General features: G+C 75.9%; 17 protein-coding genes. 7 read left to right on the forward strand and 10 right to left on the reverse strand.

Translation table 11 applies throughout. From position 1 onward, the window contains the following. Positions 1-203 precede the first annotated feature (203 nt). From tilS to dacB, 3 genes are all read right to left on the reverse strand, one after another. Positions 204-1,184 carry a tRNA lysidine(34) synthetase TilS gene (gene tilS / locus ACQP12_RS31735; RefSeq protein ID WP_433283674.1) on the reverse strand — a complete coding sequence of 327 codons (981 nt, stop codon included), beginning with the start codon at positions 1,182-1,184 and terminating at the stop codon, positions 204-206. A 5-nt stretch (positions 1,185-1,189) separates the two neighbouring features. Continuing rightward, positions 1,190-2,257, reverse strand: a complete 1,068-nt coding sequence (locus tag ACQP12_RS31740; protein ID WP_357941794.1) for a zinc-dependent metalloprotease — start codon at positions 2,255-2,257, stop codon at positions 1,190-1,192. An 80-nt stretch (positions 2,258-2,337) separates the two neighbouring features. Further along, on the reverse strand, positions 2,338-3,846 hold the full coding sequence (gene dacB / locus ACQP12_RS31745) for a D-alanyl-D-alanine carboxypeptidase/D-alanyl-D-alanine endopeptidase (RefSeq protein ID WP_433289542.1): 1,509 nt from the start codon (positions 3,844-3,846) through the stop codon (positions 2,338-2,340). Positions 3,847-4,428: 582 nt separating this feature from the next. Between dacB and ACQP12_RS31750 the strand changes: the two genes are divergently transcribed. Then, entirely contained in the window at positions 4,429-4,935 is a 507-nt protein-coding gene (locus ACQP12_RS31750; protein ID WP_091266984.1) for an inorganic diphosphatase, read from the forward strand. A gap of 63 nt (positions 4,936-4,998) precedes the next feature. Here ACQP12_RS31750 and eccD read toward each other — a convergent pair whose 3' ends face one another. Continuing rightward, a complete protein-coding gene (gene eccD / locus ACQP12_RS31755; protein ID WP_433283677.1) occupies positions 4,999-6,396 on the reverse strand; it encodes a type VII secretion integral membrane protein EccD in 1,398 nt (465 codons plus the stop codon). A gap of 100 nt (positions 6,397-6,496) precedes the next feature. Between eccD and eccCa the strand changes: the two genes are divergently transcribed. The 4 genes from eccCa (at position 6,497) to ACQP12_RS31775 (ending at position 13,498) form a co-directional block, all read left to right on the forward strand. Next, positions 6,497-10,450: a type VII secretion protein EccCa gene (gene eccCa / locus ACQP12_RS31760; RefSeq protein ID WP_433283679.1), complete on the forward strand. Its 3,954-nt coding sequence runs from the start codon at positions 6,497-6,499 to the stop codon at positions 10,448-10,450. Between the two features lie 62 nt (positions 10,451-10,512). Then, entirely contained in the window at positions 10,513-11,847 is a 1,335-nt protein-coding gene (gene mycP, locus ACQP12_RS31765) for a type VII secretion-associated serine protease mycosin (protein WP_433283681.1), read from the forward strand. Positions 11,848-11,947: 100 nt separating this feature from the next. Continuing rightward, positions 11,948-12,745 carry a phosphatase PAP2 family protein gene (locus tag ACQP12_RS31770; RefSeq protein ID WP_433283683.1) on the forward strand — a complete coding sequence of 266 codons (798 nt, stop codon included), beginning with the start codon at positions 11,948-11,950 and terminating at the stop codon, positions 12,743-12,745. Positions 12,746-12,775: 30 nt separating this feature from the next. Beyond that, entirely contained in the window at positions 12,776-13,498 is a 723-nt protein-coding gene (locus ACQP12_RS31775) for a phosphatase PAP2 family protein (protein WP_433283685.1), read from the forward strand. Between the two features lie 11 nt (positions 13,499-13,509). Here the strand turns inward: ACQP12_RS31775 and ACQP12_RS31780 are convergent, their stop codons facing one another. The 6 genes from ACQP12_RS31780 to ACQP12_RS31805 form a co-directional block, all read right to left on the reverse strand. Then, positions 13,510-14,688, reverse strand: a complete 1,179-nt coding sequence (locus tag ACQP12_RS31780) for a MarP family serine protease (RefSeq protein WP_357941806.1) — start codon at positions 14,686-14,688, stop codon at positions 13,510-13,512. Positions 14,689-14,775: 87 nt separating this feature from the next. Beyond that, positions 14,776-15,468 carry an NUDIX hydrolase gene (locus tag ACQP12_RS31785; protein ID WP_357941808.1) on the reverse strand — a complete coding sequence of 231 codons (693 nt, stop codon included), beginning with the start codon at positions 15,466-15,468 and terminating at the stop codon, positions 14,776-14,778. After that, a complete protein-coding gene (locus tag ACQP12_RS31790; RefSeq protein ID WP_433283688.1) occupies positions 15,465-16,067 on the reverse strand; it encodes a TlpA family protein disulfide reductase in 603 nt (200 codons plus the stop codon). Before ACQP12_RS31790 ends, ACQP12_RS31785 begins: the two co-directional genes overlap by 4 nt. Then, entirely contained in the window at positions 16,064-16,843 is a 780-nt protein-coding gene (gene nth, locus ACQP12_RS31795; protein WP_433283690.1) for an endonuclease III, read from the reverse strand. Before nth ends, ACQP12_RS31790 begins: the two co-directional genes overlap by 4 nt. A gap of 62 nt (positions 16,844-16,905) precedes the next feature. Continuing rightward, positions 16,906-18,108 carry a CapA family protein gene (locus ACQP12_RS31800; RefSeq protein WP_433283692.1) on the reverse strand — a complete coding sequence of 401 codons (1,203 nt, stop codon included), beginning with the start codon at positions 18,106-18,108 and terminating at the stop codon, positions 16,906-16,908. Positions 18,109-18,193: 85 nt separating this feature from the next. Then, positions 18,194-18,856 carry an adenosylcobinamide amidohydrolase gene (locus tag ACQP12_RS31805; RefSeq protein WP_433289544.1) on the reverse strand — a complete coding sequence of 221 codons (663 nt, stop codon included), beginning with the start codon at positions 18,854-18,856 and terminating at the stop codon, positions 18,194-18,196. Positions 18,857-19,075: 219 nt separating this feature from the next. Here ACQP12_RS31805 and ACQP12_RS31810 point away from each other — a divergent pair, with 219 nt between their 5' ends. Continuing rightward, the gene (locus ACQP12_RS31810) at positions 19,076-19,753 is read left to right on the forward strand and encodes a Crp/Fnr family transcriptional regulator (RefSeq protein ID WP_007073398.1); all 678 of its coding nucleotides are present in this window, start codon (positions 19,076-19,078) and stop codon (positions 19,751-19,753) included. A gap of 151 nt (positions 19,754-19,904) precedes the next feature. Further along, complete coding sequence (locus ACQP12_RS31815) at positions 19,905-20,648, forward strand: metallophosphoesterase family protein (protein WP_357941818.1); 744 nt, start codon at positions 19,905-19,907, stop codon at positions 20,646-20,648. Positions 20,649-20,674: the final 26 nt, after the last annotated feature.

A 20,674-nucleotide genomic window follows, 5' to 3' on the forward strand; every position in this document is an offset into this window, starting at 1 on the left:
GTCTACCGCCTCCGGCGGCTCCCGGCGACCCTCGGCCCTCCCCCTGCCGCCGGCTCGGCGACCTGGCGGCAACCCGTGCTGTCGGATGCCGCCACCTCGGCGAAGTGGTGGCGGGCAACGCCAGCCCGGCGATATGGCGGCATCCCGCGCGGCCGGCACCGCCATCCCGGCGAGCTGGCGATTCGACGCGGGGCCACCGGGGGTCAGGTGGTGAGGCGGCCGTCCCGGCGGCGGACCGGGAGGCCGCCCGGCAGGTGCGCCGGGCCCTGCCCGTGCCAGTCCGTGACGAGGGCATCCAGCGCCGCCACGTGCCGGTGCGACAGGGCGGCCGGCGAGGCGCCCAGCTCCCGGGCCCACGCGTGCAGCACCCGGGTGCGTACCGCCGCCGGCAGCGCGGCCAGGCCGTCGACCGAGAGCCCGCCCTCGGCCGCCCGGACCTCGGCGAGCGCGGCGGCGGCGAGATCGTCCAGCGCGGCGGTGTCGGCGGCCAGCAGACGGGCGGTCCGGGCCAGGTTGCCCACCACCCCGGGACCGAGCGCCTCGACCAGGGCCGGCAGCACGTCGGCGCGGACCCGCGAACGGGCGTACGCCGGGTCGACGTTGTGCGGGTCCGCCCAGGGCGTGAGCCCGAGCGCGGCGCACGCCCCGCGGGTGTCGTCGCGGGAGACGTCGAGCAGCGGGCGCAGCAGCGGCACGCCGTCCCACTCCCGGCGGGGCGGCATGCCGGACAGGCCGCGCGGGCCGGCGCCCCGGGCCAGCGCGAGCAGCACCGTCTCGGCCTGGTCGTCCCGGGTGTGCCCGAGCAGCACCCCGGCCGCGCCGTGCCGGCGGGCGGTGGCCAGCAGGGCGTCGTACCGGGCCTCGCGGGCGGCCGCCTCCGGGCCGCCGGGCCGGCCGGCGACGGTCACCGGAACCACCTCGACGGGGTCGAGACCGGCCTCGCACGCCCAGCGGGCCACCCGCTCGGCGCGCTCGGCCGAGCCGGGTTGCAGGCCGTGGTCGACGGTCACCAGGCCGGCCCGGCGGTCGAGCCGGGGCGCCACGAAGGCCGTGGCGGCGGCCAGGGCCAGCGAGTCGGCGCCGCCCGAGCAGGCGACCAGCACCGGCCCGGTTCCGGGCAGCCCGGTCAGCGCCCGGCGTACGGCCAGCCGCACCGCGGCCACCGCCGGGGCCAGCGCGGCCACCAGGCTCAGCCGGCCGGGGGGATGTTCGCGGGCCCGCCGTGCACCCGGGCCACCCAGGCGTCCGGGTCGCCCAGCTCGTCGAGCCGGGGCAGGGTCAGCGGCGAGGAGAAGATCTTGTTGAAGCCGGCCATGCCGACCCGGTCCACCACCCCGTGCACGAACTTGCGGCCCTCGGCGTACTGGCGCATCTTGACCTCGATGCCGAGCACCCGGCGGATCGCCTTCTCCAGCGGGTTGCCGGACTCGCGGCGGCGGTTGAACGCCGCCCGGATCGACTCGACGCTGGGGATGACCTGCGGGCCGACGCCGTCCATGACGAACTCGGCGTGCCCCTCCAGCAGGGTCATGAGCGCGGTGAGCCGGTCCAGCACGGCCCGCTGTGCCGGGGTCTGCACAATGTCCAGCACGCTGGCCCGGCTGTCCGGGTCCTTCACCGCGTCGGAGAGCGTGGCCACCCCCCGGCGCAGCCGCTCCAGCAGGTGCTCGCCGCCCTGCGACGCGTCCACGAACGCCTGCACCTCGCTGAGGAAGTACGCCCGCATCCACGGCACGGCGGTGAACTGGGTGCGGTGGGTCACCTCGTGCAGGCAGACCCAGAGCCGGAAGTCCCGGGGATCGGCCCCCAGCTTGCGTTCCACCTCGACGATGTTCGGCGCGACCAGCAGCAGCTGGCCGGGGTCACCGGCAAAGACCTCGTACTGGCCGAGCACCCGGCCGGACAGGTATGCCAGCACCGTGCCGGCCTGCACCCCGGTGAGCCGGGAACCGATCGCCTCGGTGAGCGGCCCGGGCCGCTTGTCGCCGGAGAGCCGGTCCACCAGCGGGGTGATCACCTCGCGGAGGCCGGCGATGTTGGCGGCCGCCCAGTCCCGGCGGTCGACCACGCGGACCGGCGGGTGGCTGACCTGGGAGCGCAGGCCGGTGTAGTCGGCGACGTGGCCGGCGGCCTCCTCGGTCAGCCGGCGCAGCTCGCCCACCACGTCGGTGGCCTCGGCGTACGACACCCGGGGGCCCGACTTGCCCAGTGCCCCCGCGGTCGCGGCGGCCAGATCCCAGTCCACGAACTGCGCCATGAACCCACCGTACCCGCGCCGCGACACCCCCACCCGGGCTCACGAGCGCCGATCGACGCCGGTCGCAGCGGGCGGGACGGTCAGCGGCAGCCGCAGCCGGCCAGCGCGGAGGAGATCCGGTCGAGGGCCTGCCGGGTCTCGTCGAGGGTGTCCGGCGTGCGGTCGGTGAGGACGGCGAAGGTGAGCAGCCGGCCGTCGGCCGTGCTGACCAGCCCGGCGATGGCGTTCACCCCGCTGAGCGTCCCGGTCTTGGCCCGGACCACGCCGGCGCCGGCCTTCGTCGCCGCCGCCTGGTAGCGCTCGTCCAGGGTGCCGGACCAGCCGCCCACCGGCAGGCCGCCGAAGATCGCGGCCAGGTCGGGATGGCTGCCGTTGCCGGCGAGCGTGATCAGGTCGGTGAGCAGGGACGGGCTGATCCGGTTGGTGCGAGACAGCCCGCTGCCGTCGGCCAGGCTGATCTCGTCGGCCGGCAGGCCCAGCTCGCCGAGCACCTGGTCGGTGGCGGCCGCGCCGCCGGCGAACGAGCCGGGCTTGCCCTTGGCGAGCGCGACCTGGCGGGCCATCGCCTCGGCGATCACGTTGTCGCTGTCGCTGATCATGATGTCGACCAGTCGGACCATCGGCAGCGACTGGACCTTGCCCAGCTCGGAGCCGGGGGCGGGCGTGCCGGTCGCCGTCGCACCCGTGTCGGCGGGCGCGGTGCCCCGCTTCACCTCGGCGGCGGCGCCGGAGAGCCCCAGGAGCTTGGCGAACTGCCGGCCGGCCGTGAGGTCCGGCTGGGGCACCCGCTCGGCCGCGTGGTTCATGGCCTCCTCGGTGCGCCGGGCCTCCGCCGCGTCCCGCCGCGCGCCGTCGGTCATCAGCGCGGTGATCGCCGCGCCGAACCCGCCGGTGGGGATGTCGGAGTCCCAGCCCGGCTCGTACACCGGGCCGCTGAACAGCGACGAGTCGACCGTGACCTTGGTCGGGGCGGTGCCACCGAGCGCCTTGCGCACCTGCGCGGCGAGGTCGTCCAGCCGGGCCGCGCCGGGATAGAAGCCGTTCTTGTCGACCGCGAGGGTCGGGTCGCCGCCGCCGACCAGGACCACCTCGCCGGGGGCCGCGCCGGCGACCGCCCGGGTGGGGATCCGGTACGCCGGGCCGCGGGCCGCCAGCACGGCGACCCCGGTCGCCAGCTTCGTCACCGAGGCGGGCACGGTCGGGCTGTCCTGCCCGCTGCCGTAGAGCGCCTGGCCGGTGGCCACGTCGGCCACCGAGACGTTCACCCGGTCGCCGAGCGCGGCGGCGCGGACCAGAGGTTCGAGCGCGGCGCGTACGCCCTCGGGGGTGGGCAGCGGCGCGTTGCCGTCCGCGCCGGCCAGCACGGCGGGCGGCGCCGGCTCGGGCGACTGCGCGGCGGCGGTCGGCGAATCTCCGCCGCCCAGCCAGCCGGCCACCGGGCCGGGACGGACGACAGCCAGCCCGACCACGGCCAGGGCGAGGACCAGCACGCCGGCCAGCACCGCGATCAGCGGGGGCCGGCGCCGGCGTGGTGGCGGGGGCGACGGCGGCAGCGGGGCCGCGCCGATCGGGGGCACCGGCGGGCTCACCGGGATGCCGCCGGGCGCGTCGTACCCGGGCCAGCTCACCGGTGCGGCCGGACCCGGGCCGTGGTCCTGCGGGCCGGCCTGCCCGTGGTCGCGCGGGGCGGCGCGGCCGTACTCCCGTGGGGCGGCCTGGCCGTACTGCCGAGGGTCGGCGTGACCGTACTGCCGGGGTTCGGCCTGGCCGTACTGGCGGGGGTCGGCGTGACCGTGGTCCCGCGGCGCGGCGCGGCCGTATTCTGCCGGGCCGGGGCGGCCGTACTCGCCGGGGTTGGCGCGGCCGACCGGGGCGGACCCGGCGGCGGGCCCGGGGCGGTGGGCGGGGTTGGTGCCGGGGACCGAGACGCGGCCGGTGGCCCCGCCGGAGGCGGAACCGGCGGATGCGCGCCCGTCAACTCCGTCGGGGCGGTAGTGTGAATCTTCCCTCCCCACGACCCCCTCCTCCCCCGCTCAAAAGCGCCTTGGGTGACACTACTTCGGTCCGAACACTATGCGGCGGCCGGAGCCGGCGGGGGGCGTTCACCCCGTCCGGTGGGCGGCGCCACTGGTTTCCGTCAGCCAGCGTGGGCAAACGAGGGAGCGTGGAAGATGGATTTCGACGTCACGGTTGAGATCCCCAAGGGTCACCGCAACAAGTACGAGGTGGACCACGCGACCGGCCGGATCCGGCTGGACCGCACCCTCTTCACCTCCACGCAGTACCCGGCCGACTACGGCTTCATCGAGGGCACCCTGGGCGAGGACGGCGACCCGCTCGACGCGCTGGTGCTGGTCCCCGAGCCGACCTTCCCGGGCTGCCTGATCCGCTGCCGCACCATCGGCATGTTCCGGATGACCGACGAGAAGGGCGGCGACGACAAGGTCCTCTGCGTGCCCTACGAGGACCCGCGCCAGGAGCACCTGCGGGACATCCACCACCTGGGCGAGTTCGACCGGCTGGAGATCCAGCACTTCTTCGAGGTCTACAAGGACCTGGAGCCGGGCAAGTCGGTCGAGGGCGCGACCTGGGTGGGTCGCACCGAGGCCGAGGCCGAGATCGTGGCCTCGTACCAGCGCGCCAAGGAGGCCGCCGAGCGCGGCGAGACCCTGCACTGACCTGATCCGCGCCGACGGGCCCGGGCCGCTCCACCGAGCGACCCGGGCCCGCGTGCGTGCGGGTCAGCCGAGCAGGCCGCGGGCCCGGTCGTAGAGGTCGAGCACCGCGCAGGCCACCGGGACCACCGCCACCACCAGCGCGGTGTCGGTCAGGTCGGCCAGCCGGCCGAGGTACGGGGACACCGGCCGCCGGGCGTACGTGGCGCCGGCCGCGACGGCGACCAGGGCCAGGACCAGCCCGCCGACGGTCAACGCCAGCCGGCCGGCGGGACCGGCCCGGTCGGCGAGCACCGCCCCGAGCAGGGCGTACCCGGCCAGCCCGGCGGCGACGGCGGGCACCCGGTGGCGGACCGCCACGAAGAGCCGGGAGCGCAGCAGCAGCACCCCGCAGCCCACCGCCACCAGCAGCCGACCGGCGAGCCCGCCGGTGGCGGCGAGCACCGCGGTGGCCGCGACGGCCAGCACCGCGTGCCCGAGCAGCATCCCGGTCAGCATCTCCTCGGTACGGGCCACGGCCGCGTGCACCCGGCCCCGGTCGGGCAGGTCCCGGACGCCGGGCGGGTTGCCGGCCGGCGCGGGCAGGGTGATCGGCGGCAGCGGCACCTTGCCGAGCCGGATGGCCAGCAACGGCAGCCCGCCGAGCGCGAAGACCAGCGCGCACAGCAGCACGGCGGCGGTGCCGGCCGGGTCGAGGAACAGCCCGCCGAGGCCGGCCGCCGCGCCGGCCGCGCCGGTGGTCGCGCCGGCCAGGAAGACCCGGGACCGGCTGGCCACCCCGAGCAGGCCGAGCACCGACACCAGCAGCAGCGCCGCCGCGCCGGCGAGCAGTTCGGGCGCGCCGACCCAGGGCAGCGGACCGAACGGGCCGACCGGGTCGCCGGAGCCGACCGCCAGGGCGCCGGCCGCGGCGGCCCAGGGCAGCGCGTACCCGCCGAGCGTGGCACCGATCGGCCCGTCGCCGTAGGCCCGGGAGGCGGCGGTGGCGGCGAGCACCAGGAGGAGGGCCACCACGGCCGCGACCGGCCAGCCGCCGCCCGGCCCGGGGCCGGCGGCCAGCACGGCGAGCAGTCCGACGGCCAGCGGCACCCCCGCGCCGGCCAGGGCGGCGGCCCGGGTGGCCCGGGGCGACCAGGCGGCGCCGCGCCGGCGGGCGGCGTCGGCGATGGCCTCGATCACGTCGTCGTACTCCAGCTCGGGCCACTGGGCGCGGGCCGGGACGAGGTGCAGCACCTCGCCGTCGCGGACGCCCTGGGGCAGCAGCGCCTGCGCGGTGGCCAGCACCGCGCCGTCGGTCCGCCGCAGCACCCAGCCGCCGTGCCGTTCGCCGTCGTCGGCCAGCCCTTCCCCGGCGTGCCGGAGCACCTCGGGCAGCAGCTCGGCGAGGGGAACCTGCTCCGGCAGGGCCACGTCGACCCGCCGTCGGGGGGCGCTGATCGTGACCCGGGCCAGCCCGCTTGTCATCGATGTTTCTCCATATCGAGCGGGAACGGTGGCTGACGGACGAGTGGACTTTACCTACGATGAGCCAGGCTCGGGTTACCGAGAGCCATGGGGAGGCCGAGTGTCCACTGTCGTCATCAAGCGGCCGCCGCGCCGCCCGGCGCCGGAGATCCCGGCCGGTGAGCTGCCCGTGGAGGCGCCGCCGGAGATCCCCGCGGTGGCGGGCGGGCGCTGGCAGCAGGCGCTGATGGTGCTGCCGATGCTCGGCGGGACGGTGGCCATGGCCATGATGTTCGGCCGGGGCGGCGGGGCCTACTCGTACGTGGTGGGCGGCATGTTCGGCCTCTCCTCGGTGGCGATGCTGGTGACCTCGTGGGGCGGCGCCGGCCCCAGGAAGTCGGAGATGATGGCCGCCCGCCGGGAATACCTCCGGCACCTCGCCGCGCTGCGCCGCCGGGTCCGGGAGACCGCCGGGGCGCAGCGGGCCGGGCTCTACTACCGGCACCCCGACCCGGGGCGGCTCTGGTCGACGGTGGACAGCCACCGGGTCTGGGAGCGCCGGCCGGGCGACCCGGACTTCGCCGTGGTCCGGGTGGGGGTCGGGCCGCAGACGCTGGCCACCCCGCTGCTCCCGCCGGTCACCCGGCCGCTCGACGAGCTGGAGCCGATGACCGCGGGGGCGCTGCGGCGTTTCCTGGACGCGTACTCGGTGGTGCCGGACCTGCCCGTGGCGCTCTCGCTGCGCAGCTTCGCCCGGGTCTTCGTCCGCGGCCCGGCCGGCGACGTGCGCGGGGCCGGCTCCCCGGCCGCCCAGGCGCTGGCCCGGGCGGTGCTCACCCAGCTCGCCGTCTTCCACGCCCCGGACGAGCTGCTCGTCGCGGTCTGCGCCGGGCCGGAACGCCGGACGGGATGGGAGTGGGTCAAGTGGCTGCCGCACGCCCACCACCCGGCGCGCACCGACGCGCTCGGCCCGGCCCGGCTGGTCACCAGCTCCGCCGCCGAGCTGGAACGGCTCCTCGACGACGTGCTGGGCAGCCGGTCCCGGTTCAGCCCGGCCGGTCCGGCCACCGACGGGCCGCACGTGGTGGTGGTGCTCGACGGCGGCGACCTGACCGGCGCCACCGACCTGGCCGGCGACGGCGGGATCGACGCGGTCACCGTGCTCGACCTGGACAGCCCGCCACCGCGCCTGCTCGACCGGTACGCCCTCCTGCTCGACCTGGTCGACGGCCGGCTGCACTCGCACTCCGCCGACGGGCACGCCGAGGTGGGCGCGGCCGACGCGCTGGAGCCGGCCGACGCCGAGGCGGTCGCCCGCCGGCTCGCCCCGCTGCGGTTGGCCGGCACGGCACGCGGACCCGACGCCCCGCCCGGCGCCGAGCTCGGCCTGCCCGAGCTGCTCGGCCTCGGCGAGCCGGAGAGCTTCACCGCCGAGCAGGGCTGGACGCCCCGCGCGGCCCGGGACCGGCTCCGGGTGCCGATCGGGGTGGGCGCCGACGGCGGGGCGATCGAGCTGGACCTCAAGGAGTCGGCGCAGGACGGGATGGGCCCGCACGGGCTGCTCATCGGCGCCACCGGGTCGGGCAAGTCGGAGCTGCTCCGCACGCTGGTGCTCGGGCTCGCCGCGACACACAGCTCGGAGCAGCTCAACTTCGTGCTCGTCGACTTCAAGGGCGGCGCCACCTTCGCGCCGTTCGGACGGTTGCCGCACACGGCTGCGGTGATCACCAACCTGGCGGACGCGCTGCCGCTGGTCGACCGGATGGTCGACGCGATCAACGGCGAGCTGATGCGCCGGCAGGAGCTGCTGCGGCGGGCCGGCAACTTCGCGAGCGTGCGCGACTACGAGCGGGCCCGGGCGGCCGGCACCCCGCTCGCTCCCCTGCCGTCGCTGCTGCTGATCTGCGACGAGTTCTCCGAGCTGCTCTCCGCCAAGCCCGACTTCATCGACCTCTTCGTGCAGATCGGCCGGCTGGGCCGCTCGCTCGGCGTGCACCTGCTGCTCGCCTCACAGCGGCTGGAGGAGGGCCGGCTGCGCGGGCTGGACACGCACCTGTCGTACCGGATCGGGTTGCGCACCTTCTCGGCGCTGGAGTCCCGGACGGTGCTCGGCGTGCCGGACGCGCACGAGCTGCCCCGCAGCCCGGGGCACGGCTACCTGCGCTCGGGCACCGACCCGCTGGTCCGGTTCAAGGCCGCGTACGTCTCCGGGGCGGTGCGCCGGCGCGGCGGCCAGGCGGGCGCGGCCGGCGCCGCCGGCCCCCGGCTGCTCGCCTTCTCCACCCACCTCGTGCCGGTGCCCGAGCCGGTCACCCCGGCCCTGCCCGCCGAGGAGGAGACCGGCGAGACCCTGCTCGACCTGATGGTGGGGCGGCTGGCCGGGCAGGGGCCGCCGGCGCACCAGGTGTGGCTGCCCCCGCTGGACTCCGCGCCCTCGCTCGACGAGCTGCTCGGCCCGGTCGGCGCCGACCCGGCGCGCGGGCTCACCGTGGCCAACCCGGAGCTGCACGGCGCCCTCCAGGTGCCGGTGGCCGTGGTGGACAAGCCGTTCGAGCAGCGCCGTGACCTGCTCTGGCTGGCCCTGGACGGGGCGGCCGGGCACGTCGCGGTGGTCGGCACCACGCGCAGCGGCCGGTCCACCCTGCTCCGCACCCTGGTCTGCGCGCTGGCGCTCACCCACACCCCGGCGGAGGTGCAGGTCTACTGCCTGGACCTCGGCGGCGGAACGCTCGGCGCGCTGCGCGACCTGCCGCACGTCGGCGGGGTCAGCGGCCGGACCGACGACACCGCGGTACGCCGGACCGTCGGCGAGATCGCCACCCTGCTGGCCGAACGGGAGCGGCGGTTCGCCGAGGCGGGGGTGGAGTCGATGGCGGCCTGGCGGCGGCGACGGGCCGCGGCGCCGGCCGGGGGCCACCCGGCCACCGACCCGTTCGGCGACGTGTTCCTGGTGGTCGACGGCTGGAACACCCTGCGCGGCGAGTACGAGGACCTGGAACCGCTGGTCACCGAGCTGGCCACCCGGGGCCTGGCGTACGGGGTGCACGTGGTGGCGAGCGCGCTCCGGTGGTCGGACTTCCGGCCGGCGATCCGCGACCTCTTCGGCTCCCGGCTGGAGCTGCGCCTCGGCGACCCGGCCGACTCGGTGGTGGTCAAGCGCGCCCTCGCGGCGACCGTGCCGGAGGAGCGGCCGGGGCGGGGGATCACCGCGGGCGGGTTGCACTTCCTCGCCGCCGCGCCCCGGGTCGCCGGCCTCGGCGACGAGACCGGGGACCTGGTCAAGGCGGTCGCGGGGGCCTGGGCGGGGCCGGCCGCGCCCCGGGTGCGGCTGCTGCCGCCGGTGCTGCCCTACGCCGAGCTGGACCAGGCGGCGACGACCGGGCTGGCCTTCCCGATCGGCGTGGCCGAGGCGGACCTGCGCCCGGTGGTGCTGGACTTCGCCACCGAGCCCAACTTCGTGGTCTTCGGCGACGCCGAGTGCGGCAAGTCCTCGTTCCTGCGCGCGCTGGCCACCTCGATCGTCCAGCGGTTCACCCCGGAGCAGGCCCGGGTGATCCTTGTCGACTATCGGCGCAGCCTGATGGGCACGATCGAGACGGCGCACCTGATCGGTTACGGGACCGCCGCGCCGCACACGGCCGAGCTGGTCGAGTCGGCGGCCAGTTACCTCCAGGGACGGCTGCCGGGGCCGCATGTCACCCCGGCCGAGCTGCGTACCCGGTCGTGGTGGACCGGGCCGGAGCTGTTCGTCCTGGTGGACGACTACGACCTGGTGGCCGGCGGGCCGACCAACCCGTTGCGGGCGCTGGAGGAGCACCTGCCGCACGCCCGGGACGTGGGCCTGCACCTGGTGCTGGCCCGCCGCTCCGGGGGCGCGGGCCGGACCTCGTTCGAGCCGATCATCCAGCGGCTGCGGGAGCTGTCCACGGCCGGGCTGGTGATGTCGGGCGGCCCCGAGGAGGGACCGCTCGTCGGTCAGGTGAAGGCCGGCCCGCTGCCACCGGGCCGCGGCCGGCTGGTGACCCGGCGCGAGGGCGTACGCCTGGTCCAGTTGGCTCATCTCCCATCGGGGTGACCGGAGTTGCACCGTGGCGCGCGGGAAAACCGGTAATCTCCGAGCAGCATGTGTCTGACGCGATGAAATGGCTGGGGAATGTGACCAGGGATCGGCAGGGAGTTCCCACCGCGCCTCCCCGGCGTCTCGCCGGCCGCGGGCTGCTCGCCGCGGTGGCGGTCGCGGCCGCCGTGGCCGGTCCACTCGCCCCGCCCGCCCACGCCGCGCCGGCCACCACCGTGCCGGAAGCCGCCCGGCTGGCGCCGGCGGACGAGTTCACGGGGGCCGACCCGACCCGCGACGGCCAGTGGCAACTCGCCGCGTTGCGGGCACAGGCGGCGTGGCAGACCTCCACCGGTCGCGGTGTCATCGTCGCGGTGGTCGACTCCGGGGTGGACGGTTCCCACCCCGACCTGGCCGGCCAGGTGCTGCCCGGCGTCGACCTGGTCTCCGGCGGCGCCGACGGGCCCGACCCGGTGGGGCACGGCACCACGGTGGCCGGCCTCATCGCCGGGCGCCGGGACGACGACCGCGGCGCGGTCGGGCTGGCGCCGGACGCCAAGATCCTTCCGGTCCGGGTGCTCGACCAGGAGAACCGCTACGACGACGCGGGCACCGTCGCCGACGGGGTGCGCTGGGCGGTCGACCACGGCGCTCGTGTGATCAACCTTTCCCTGGGTGGCAGCGACACCAGCGACTCCCTTGCCGCCGCCATCGACTACGCCTTCGCCCGCAACGTCGTGGTGGTCGCCTGCTCGGGCAACCTGGCCACCTCGAAGAGCCGCGAGGTCTGGTACCCGGCCCGTGAGCCGGGGGTCCTGGCGGTCACGGGGCTGGACGGGAACGACAACCTGTGGTCCGGCGCCATCACCGGTCACGAGACGGTGCTCAGCGCCCCGGCCACCGCGATCAACGGGGCCCGCCCCGGCGGCTACTGGCTGGTGCAGGGCACGAGCTTCGCGGCTCCGCTGGTCGCGGCGACGGCGGCCCTCATCCGAGCGAAGTACCCGCAGATGTCGGCCGCGGACGTGGTCAACCGGATCATCACGACCGCCCGGGACCTCGGGCCCACCGGCCGCGACGACCGGTTCGGCTACGGCATGGTGGATCCGGTGGCGGCGCTGACCTCCGACGTGCCCCCCGTGCAGCGCAACCCGCTCGACGACAACGACACCCCTGGCACCGTGGGCTTCGGCTGGGCGCCCGGCCTGGGTCCGGACACCAGGGCCGCCGCCGGGGCGGGCGGCGATCCCTTCAGTGTCGCCGCACCGGAGCAGCAGACCCCGTGGGCGGCCCACCCGGCCGGCCAGGTCGCCGACTCGGCGCGGGAGCGGCTCTGGCCCGGGCTCGCCCTGTTCGTCGCCCTGGTGACCAGTGCCGCGCTGGCGGTCCGCCGGCTACGCCAGTCCCGCCGCTGACCCGGCGACGGCGCCAGGTCGCGGCGCGGCGAGGACGCGCCGCGCTGGGGTCGTCGATCCGCCGGTCTGACGGCGCCCCACCGTGGGTAGGGAACAGCGCATGAACACGCCCGGCGGCCTGATCTCCACCCGCGAGCGGTCCTGGCGGCGCCGCCGCCTCGACCCGGACCATTCGCTGGGGCTCCGGCTTACCCTGGCCGCCGCCGCCGCGTTCCTGGTGCTGGTGCCGTTCGCCCTGCTCGCGCTGCTGGTGCTGGGCGCGTGGCCGCCGCTGTCCCGGCTGGACGCCGCGATCACCGACGCGCTGCACGGGTATGCCGTCGACCACCCGGCCTGGGTCCGGGTCACGGAGGTCTGGACCCACGTCTTCGGGCCCGGCCCGCTCCGGGTGGCCGCCGCCGGGGCGGTGGTGTGGCTGCTGTGGCGCGGCGCGCCCCGGCTCGCCCTCTGGGTGGTCACCACCATGACCGTCGGTGGGCTGCTCGGCGCGCTGCTCAAACTGCTCGTCGGCCGGCACCGGCCGGACCTGCTCGACCCGGTGGCCCGGGCGGCCGGCTACTCCTTTCCGTCCGGGCACGCGCTGAACGCCACCCTGGCCGCCGGGGTGCTCCTGCTGGTCTTCCTGCCGTTCGCCCGGCACAGCCGGGCGTGGCGCGGGGCGCTCTGGGCGGCCGCCGTGCTGATCGCGGTGCTGACCGGGCTCAGCCGGATCGCGCTGGGCGTGCACTGGACCAGCGACGTGGTCGGCGGCTGGCTGCTCGGCGTGGCGGTGGTGGCCGCCACCGCGGCCGCGTTCTCCACCTGGCGGACCCGGGTCGGCCGGCGGCCGGCGCGTACGGTCCGGGAGGGCGTCGAGCCGGAGGTGGCCGAGCCGGGGCCGGACGGCCGCCACGCGTAGTCCTGCGCCGGCTGGGGTAAAGGGCGGCTCATGTCCGATGTCGCGGTCCAGATCGCCCGGCGGGTGCTGCTGCCGGTCGCCCTGCTCTTCGCCCTCCTGGTGGCGTTGGGCCTGCTGGTCACCCGGGTGCTGTCGACGACCTGGCCGTTCACCGTGGAGGACACGGTCAACCGCGAGTTCGCCGCGCACCGGAGCGCCGGCTGGAACGACGTCTCGCTGGTGTTCAGCACGCTGGCCAGCACCCAGCTGATCGTCGTGGTGACCGTGCTCGTGGCGCTGGTGCTGCGGCTGGTGCTGCACCGCTGGCGGGAGCCGCTCTTCCTCTGCGCCGCCGTGAGCGCGCAGGCGCTCGTCTTCCTCTTCACCACGATGGTCATCGACCGGCACCGGCCGGCCGTCGAGCACATGGACGACTCGCCGCCGACCTCCAGCTTCCCCTCGGGGCACACCTCGGCCGCGATGGCGCTCTACGTCGGCATCGCGGTGCTGCTCGCGCTCCGGGCGCGCAGCACACCGGCCAAGGTCAGCTGGTGGGCCCTCCTCGTGCTGGTGCCGGTCGGTGTCGCGCTCACCCGGATGTACCGGGGCATGCACCACCCGAGCGACGTGGTGGCGTCCTTCCTCAACGGCGGCGCTTGCGTGGCCATCATGGCGCGGGCGGTGCTGGACCGCACGCTCACCTGGGGCCGGGCGAAGCTGCCGCTGGGCCGCTCCGGCGGCGACGTGACCCCGGCGAGCACCGCCGCCGGCTGACCGCCGGTGGCTCAGGTGCAGTCGCCGGTGGCCACTCCCCGGGTGCGTTCCGCGCCGGCCAGTGCCACCGACCGGGCTTCGGCGGCGGTCACCGCGAAGCCGGTGTTCGGGTCGTCCGCGGCGGCCGCGAAGATCACGCCGAGCACCAGCCCGTTCGAGGAGACCAGCGGGCCGCCCGAGTTGCCGCTGCGGACCAGCGCCCGGATCGTGTAGATCTCCCGGGTCACGTCACCGGACGAGTAGATGTCCGGCCCGGTGATCCGGTCGACGTCCCGGATCCGGGCCGGGCGGGCGTCGTACGGGCCGTCGAGGGGGAAGCCCAGCACGATGGCGTCGGCCCCGCTGCCGGCCTCACCGGCGGCGAAGCGCAGCGACGGCCCGGGCAGCCCCGGCACGTGCAGCACGGCCAGGTCCCGCGCGGGGTCGTAGACGACGACCTCGCCGTCGTAGCGCTCGCCGCGCAGTTCCACCGCCACCGATCGGGTGCCCGCCACCACGTGCGCGTTGGTCATCACGCGGTCGTCGGCGTACACGAAGCCGGAGCCCTCGATGCGGCGGGCGCAGCTCGGCGCGGAGCCGAGCACCTTCACCACCGCCCGCTGGCTGTTCTTCACCACCTGGGAGTTGGCCAGCGCCGGGTCGGGCGGGGAGACCTGCCGGGCCCGGGTCGGCGCGAGGTCGCCGAAGACGTCCGGGAAGCCGTTGGTGTCGACCGTGTCGCGCAGCGCCGTGGACAGCTCCTGCGCCTGGTCCGGGAGCACCCGGTCGACCACGGTGAGCACCGCGCTGTTGCGCACCGAGGAGGCCAGCCAGGGCACCGACGAGGAGCCCAGCGGCACGGCGACCAGCCAGGCCACCAGCATGACCGCGAAGACCGAGATGATCGCGCCGCCGACGTCGTCGATCTTCCGGCCGGCCGGATCGGTGATCGCCGCCCGCAGGTTGGAGCCGAGCCAGCCGGCCAGCGCCTGCCCCAGCACGGCCAGCCCGAAGATGGCCGCCAGGGAGATCAGCACGCGGGTGCCGCTGTCGGTGAACTGCCGGGCGATCAGCGGCCCGACCTGGAGGCCGAGCAGCGCGCCCAGGAAGAAACCGGAGAACGACAGCGCCCCGATGACGAAACCCTGACGGTATCCGCTGATCGCGAACACGAGCATGAGCAGGAGCAGTACGAGATCCACGGCGGACACGCCCCCAGGGTACGGGCACCGTGCCCGCCAGAGGCTGACCGCTCGCTGAACGTGACCTTCGGATCCGCGCCGGTGATCGGCGCCGGCTCAGCGGACCGGGCTCTCGTCGACCGCGTCGGTGCCGGCCGAGGGGGCCGGGGCGGCGCCGGGTGGCGGCAGGTCCACCACCCGGGAACGGGGCCACGGGCGGGCCCAGCCGCCCATCTCCAGCAGGGTGTTCAGCACCCCGGCGGTGAAGCCCCAGACCAGCATGCCGCGCACCGAGAAGGCCGGGCCGATCCAGCCGCTCGGGTGGCGTACCCGCATCCGGTTCGCCGGGTCGACCAGCTCGGCGACCGGCAGCCGGGCGACGTGCGCCACCTCGGCCGGCTCGCGCGGGTGCACCGGGTGCGGGTCGTGCCACCAGGCGAGCACCGGGGTGACCAGGAAGTCGCTGACCGGGATCCACAGCTTGGGCAGCTCGGCCAGCACGGTCACGCTGGCCGGGTCGAGGTCGACCTCCTCGTTCGCCTCGCGCAGCGCGGTGGCTCTGGCGTCGGCGTCCTCCGGGTCGGCCGCGCCACCGGGGAAGGCCGGCTGCCCGGCGTGGTTGCGCAGGGTGGCGGCGCGCTGGAGGACCAGCACGTCCGGGCCGGTGCCCGGCTCCTCGCCGAGCAGCACCAGCACTGCGCTCTCCCGGCCGCCGCTCTCCGGGGTGGTGAGCCGGGTGAAGTCCTCGGCCCGCGCGGTGCCGAGCCGGCCGAGCAGCGGGTCGAACCAGTCGGGCGGCCGTCGGGTCACAGCCGAACCCCGAGATGGGTACGGACCAGCTCGGCCAGGCGGGCGTCGTCCAGCGCGCCGGTCGAGTCGGTGTGCCGGATCCGCCCGTCGGCGTCGACCAGGACGGTCAGCGGGAAGGCGTTGCGGCCGAGCGCCCGCTCGAAGGCGTCCCCCTGGTCGACCAGCACGGGGAACCGGACGCCGAAGTCCTCGCCGATGGACTGGGCGCCGCCGCGGCTGTCCCGGCTGTTGACCCCGATCACCTGGAACCGGCCGCCGGCCCGCTCGCTGAGCCGCTGGAAGGCGGGCAGCTCCTTGCGGCACGGCGGGCACCAGGACGCCCACACGTTGATCACCGCCGGCCCCCGGATGTCGCGCACGTTCACCGGGGCGCCCCCCGTGAAGCAGGAGAGCGCCAGGTCGGGCAGCGGATCGCCGGGGGTGCCGGACGGGGCCGGGCCGGAGGCCGGCGCGGCGGTCAGCGGGGCGCAGTCGGCGAACGGCGAGGGGCGTTCGGCGCGGGTGGCCGGCGCCGGGCCCGCCGGCTCCTCGGTCGTGCCGGTGCAGCCGGCCACCGCGAGCAGCAGCGGGACGAGCAGGTAGGCGAGCCGGCGGGTCACGGCACCTCCGCCGCGACCGCCTGCTGCGGCACCAGGTCGGGGTCGATGCCGACGGCCGCCGCCAGATCCCGGGCGCGGGGCCCCTTGAGCAGCTTGGCCGCGGCCACCGGATCGGTCGGCCCGGTGCCGTACGACGGGCAGAGCTTCGCCAGCGTGCAGGCGCCGCAGGCCGGCTTGCGGGCGTGGCAGACCCGCCGGCCGTGGAAGATGATCCGGTGCGACAGCATCGTCCAGTCGCGCTTCGGGTAGAGCGCGCCGATCGCGTGCTCGATCTTGACCGGGTCGGTCTCGGTGGTCAGCCGCCAGCGCTGCACCAGCCGCTGGAAGTGGGTGTCGACGGTGATGCCGGGAACGTCGAAGGCGTTGCCGAGGATCACGTTGGCGGTCTTGCGCCCGATGCCCGGGAGGGTGACCAGGTCGGCCAGCCGGCCGGGGACCTCGCCGTCGTAGCGTTCGCAGAGAGCCTGGCCCAGGTTGATCAGTGAGCTGGTCTTGTTGCGGTAGAAGCCGGTGGGCCGGATCAGCTCCTCCAGCTCCCCGCGGTCGGCCCCGGCGTAGTCCGCCGCGGTGCGGTAGCGGGCGAACAGCTTCGGGGTGACCTCGTTGACCTTCTTGTCCGTGCACTGCGCCGACAGGATCGTGGCGACGGCCAGCTCCAGCGCGTTGGAGTGGTCGAGTTCACAGTGCGCGTCGGGGTGGGTCTCGGTGAGCACCCGGCCGATCCGCCGGGCACGGCGCGTGCGACCGAGGTCGGTCTCGGGGGAGGGCGTGGTCACGCCGGTCAGCCTACGTCGCGGGGACGACGTCCCGTCGGGCCCCACGCGGGCGGCGGTGCCGCTCAGCCACCCGCCGGAGCGCTGATCTTGCCGCTCCCGTCGAGCTTCGCTCCGCTGGTCGGGAAGTCGGCCCGGCTCACCTCGCGGACCAGCCCGAGGCCCCGGTCCTGCCCGTCGACGGCCGGCCGGCCCACGCTGTTCATCGCGGTCGAGGTGAACTGGCCCCCGACGAAGCGGCCCTTCGCGGTCAGCGAGACCTTCAGCACGCCACCCCAGCCCAGCCGGCCGGAGCTGTTCAGCGACTTCCCGCCGCCGGCGAAGTTGCCCAGGCTGTAGGCGATCAGCCGCCCCTTGTAGAACTCCATGCCGCGCAGCACGTGCGGACCGTGCCCGATCACCAGGTCGGCGCCGGCGTCGATCACGGCGTGCGAGAAGCGGATGGGGTCGCCCCGGTTCTCCCCGAAGAACATCTCGGTGCCCGGCTTCACCCGGGTGCGGTCGGCGCCCTCGGCGCCCATGTGCACCTGCACCACGACCAGGTCGGCCATGCCCTTGGCCATGGTGATGACCTGCTTCGCGGCGTTGATGTCGACCAGGCTGTTGGACCACGGGTACGACGAGAAGCCCGCCACGGCGATCTTCACACCCTTGACGTCGACCACGGTGATCTCGCCGGGCGCGCCGGTGTGCTTGAGCCCGTGCGCCTCCAGCGCCGACTGGGTGTTCTCGTAGCCCTGCTGGCCGTAGTCGTAGCCGTGGTTGTTGGCCTGGTTGAGCAGCTGGAACCCGGCCGAGCGCAGGTGCGCCGCCCAGCCCGGCGGCGCCCGGAACTGGTAGCAGTTCTTCGGCTTCGGGCCGCACTTGCCGGCGCCCGTGTCGTCGGTGAGCGGCTCCTCCAGGTTGCCCATCACGAGGTCACCCTTGAGCGCCGCCTTGACGTCGTCGAAGAAGCCCTTCCCGCCGTTGGCCGGGAGCCGGGACGGGGCGTTGCCCATGATCACGTCGCCGGTCGCGGTCAGCGAGATGGACTTCTCGGTCGACCCGCCCGGCTCGGCGGCCTGGTCGCCCTCGGCCGGCTCCCCGGATGCGGCCGATCCCCCGCCCTGGCCCGCCTGCCAGATCGGCCCGTCGCCGGAACCGGCGTCACCGCAGCCGGCGGCGAGCAGGACGACGAGCACGGCGCCGAGGGCGCCGGCCAGGCGCGTGCGGAGGCCGGCGGAGCGGCGGCGTCGGGGACGAGGCACGGAGAGGGCGGGAGCGTACATCGGGGGCGACGCTACCGTCCCGGGAACGCGGCGACGAGGGCCGATCGGTCGGAAACCCGTCGGCCGGGCGGGGGCCGGTCCACGCTCAGCCCTCCCGCCGGTGGGACCAGGGCACGACGGTGCCGGCGCCGCCGGCCAGGACGGCCGCGTGCACGGCCCGGGCCAGCGGCGCGCCCCAGGCCGAGCGGGGGCCGCCGTACGGGGCCGGCTCGCCGTCGGCCGGGCAGAGGACGGTGACCGCGTCGGTGGGGGTGCCGGTGGCCGGCAGTCCCAGCTCCCAGATCGCCTGGGCCTTCGCCTCGGTGGCCGTGGCCACCGCGTTGACCAGAGCGGCGTCGCCGAGCCGGGCCGGCAGGTACACCACGATGTTGACCGTGCCGACCCGCTGGGCGGGGGCGGCCGGCGCGGGCGCGGCGGCCCAGACCGGCATGCCGAGGCCGACGGTCGCCCAGACCCGCACCCCGCCGTCCGTCCGGGCCACCACCTCGGTCACGTCGACGCCGGTCAGCAGCCCGACGCCGGGCCCGGCCAGGCCGAGGCCGTCGGCCAGCTCGGCCAGGTGCGCGGCCGGGTCCTCCCGGTCGTACGACATCGGCACGGTCGCGTTGACCACCCAGCCGCGTGCGCCGATCCCCCCGCCCAGCGGGGCGGAGCCGACCGCCAGCAGCGGCGCCTCGGCCCGCCAGACCAGCAGCGGGATGTCCGACCCGTCCTCGGGCCGGCTGGTCAGGAACGGCTCGCTCAGCACGCCGGTCACCCTACGATCACAGGTAGGGGCGGGTGGCGCCCACCCGCACCGGAGGCGGGATCCTAGTCGTTGTCCGGGTCGGGCAGGTTACGCCCAACGATCAAGATTCCAGGGGTGCACCTCTGATTCGTGCTCATGTGCGCCTAGACTGGCGGCGCGCGAGGGATCAGCGGACGGCGGACCCGGCCGACGGACGGCACGCGCAAGCGGAGGTGCGCGATGGACGAGGTACTGGCCCGCAGCGGGATCTTCCAGGGTGTCGACCCGGAGGCTGCCGAGGCGCTCGCCAAGGAGATGGAGACGATCGAGGTCCGTAAGGGCGAGGTCGTGTTCAACGAGGGCGAGCCCGGCGACAGTCTCTACATCCTCCTGTCCGGCAAGATCAAGGTGGGTCGCCGTGCCGCGGACGGCCGGCAGAACCTGATCGCCGTGATGGGCCCGTCGGACATGGTCGGCGAGCTGTCGCTCTTCGACCCCGGCCCGCGTACGGCGACGGCCACGGCGGTCACCGACACCCGGCTGGTCCGGCTGCGCAAGCAGGCCCTGCGGCCCTGGCTGAACAACCGGCCCGAGATCGCCGAGCAGCTGCTGCGGGTGCTGGCCCGCCGGCTGCGCCGGACCAACGACTCGCTGGCCGACCTGATCTTCACCGACGTGCCCGGGCGGGTCGCCAAGAACCTGCTCCAGATGGCCGGCCGGTTCGGCACCCGCGACGGCGGCGTGCTGCGGGTGACCCACGACCTGACCCAGGAGGAGATCGCCCAGCTCGTCGGCGCCTCCCGGGAGACCGTCAACAAGGCCCTGGCCGACTTCGCCTCGCGCGGCTGGCTGCGGCTCGACGGCAAGAGCATCATCATCCTCGACCCGGAGCGCCTGGCCCGCCGCGCGCGGGTCTGACCCCTGCGCCAAACGTCCCGGCCCGGCCCGGCCCGCTCACGCGGTCCGGGCCGGTTCTGTTCTGGGGCCGGGTGCGGAGTCCGGGCCGGTTTCGTCTCTGCCCGGCGCAGAATCGCTGGACCAGCCGGCCGGCCCGGCGGAGGCTGGGCCGATGATCGAGCGGGTAGCTGTTCTCTCCGACATCCACGGCGCGCTGCCGGCGCTGGAGGCCGTCCTGGCCGAGCCGGACGTGGCCGCCGCCGACCTGATCGTGCTCACCGGCGACATCGCGGCCGGCCCGCAGCCGGTCGAGGTGCTCGACCTGCTCGCCTCGCTGGGCGACCGGGCCTGCTGGGTGGGCGGCAACGCCGACCGCGAGCTCGTCGAGGCGCGGGCCGGGCGACCGGCCCGGATCGAGGTGTCCGACTGGGCCGCGACGCAGCTCCGCGACGACCAGGTGGCCCGGCTCGCCGCGCTCCCGCCGACCGTCACGCTGCCGGTCGCCGGCCTGGGCGACGTGCTCTTCTGCCACGCCACACCCCGGGACGACGAGGAGGTGGTGCTGGTCGACTCCCGGCTGGAACGGTGGGCCGAGGTCTTCGCCGGGCTGCCGGCCGAGGTGGGCACGGTGGTCTGCGGCCACACCCACATGCCGTTCACCCGGCTGGTCGACCGCCGCCTGGTGGTCAACCCGGGCAGCGTCGGCATGCCGTACGGGGGCGCGGGCGCCTGGTGGGCGCTGCTCGGGCCGGGCGTGCAGCTGCGCCGGACCGGTTTCGACGTGGACGCCGCGTGCGCCCGGGTGGCCGCCGAGTCCGGCTTCCCGGACGCCGCCGCCTGGGCCGACGAGTACCTGCGCTCCCGTCACTCGGACGCGGACGCCCTCACCGTCTTCGGCCCGCGCGACGGCCGCTGACCGGGCACGCCCGCACGGGATCCTGA

It is taken from the genome of Micromonospora sp. CA-244673 (assembly GCF_050948395.1).
Classification (GTDB): domain Bacteria; phylum Actinomycetota; class Actinomycetes; order Mycobacteriales; family Micromonosporaceae; genus Micromonospora.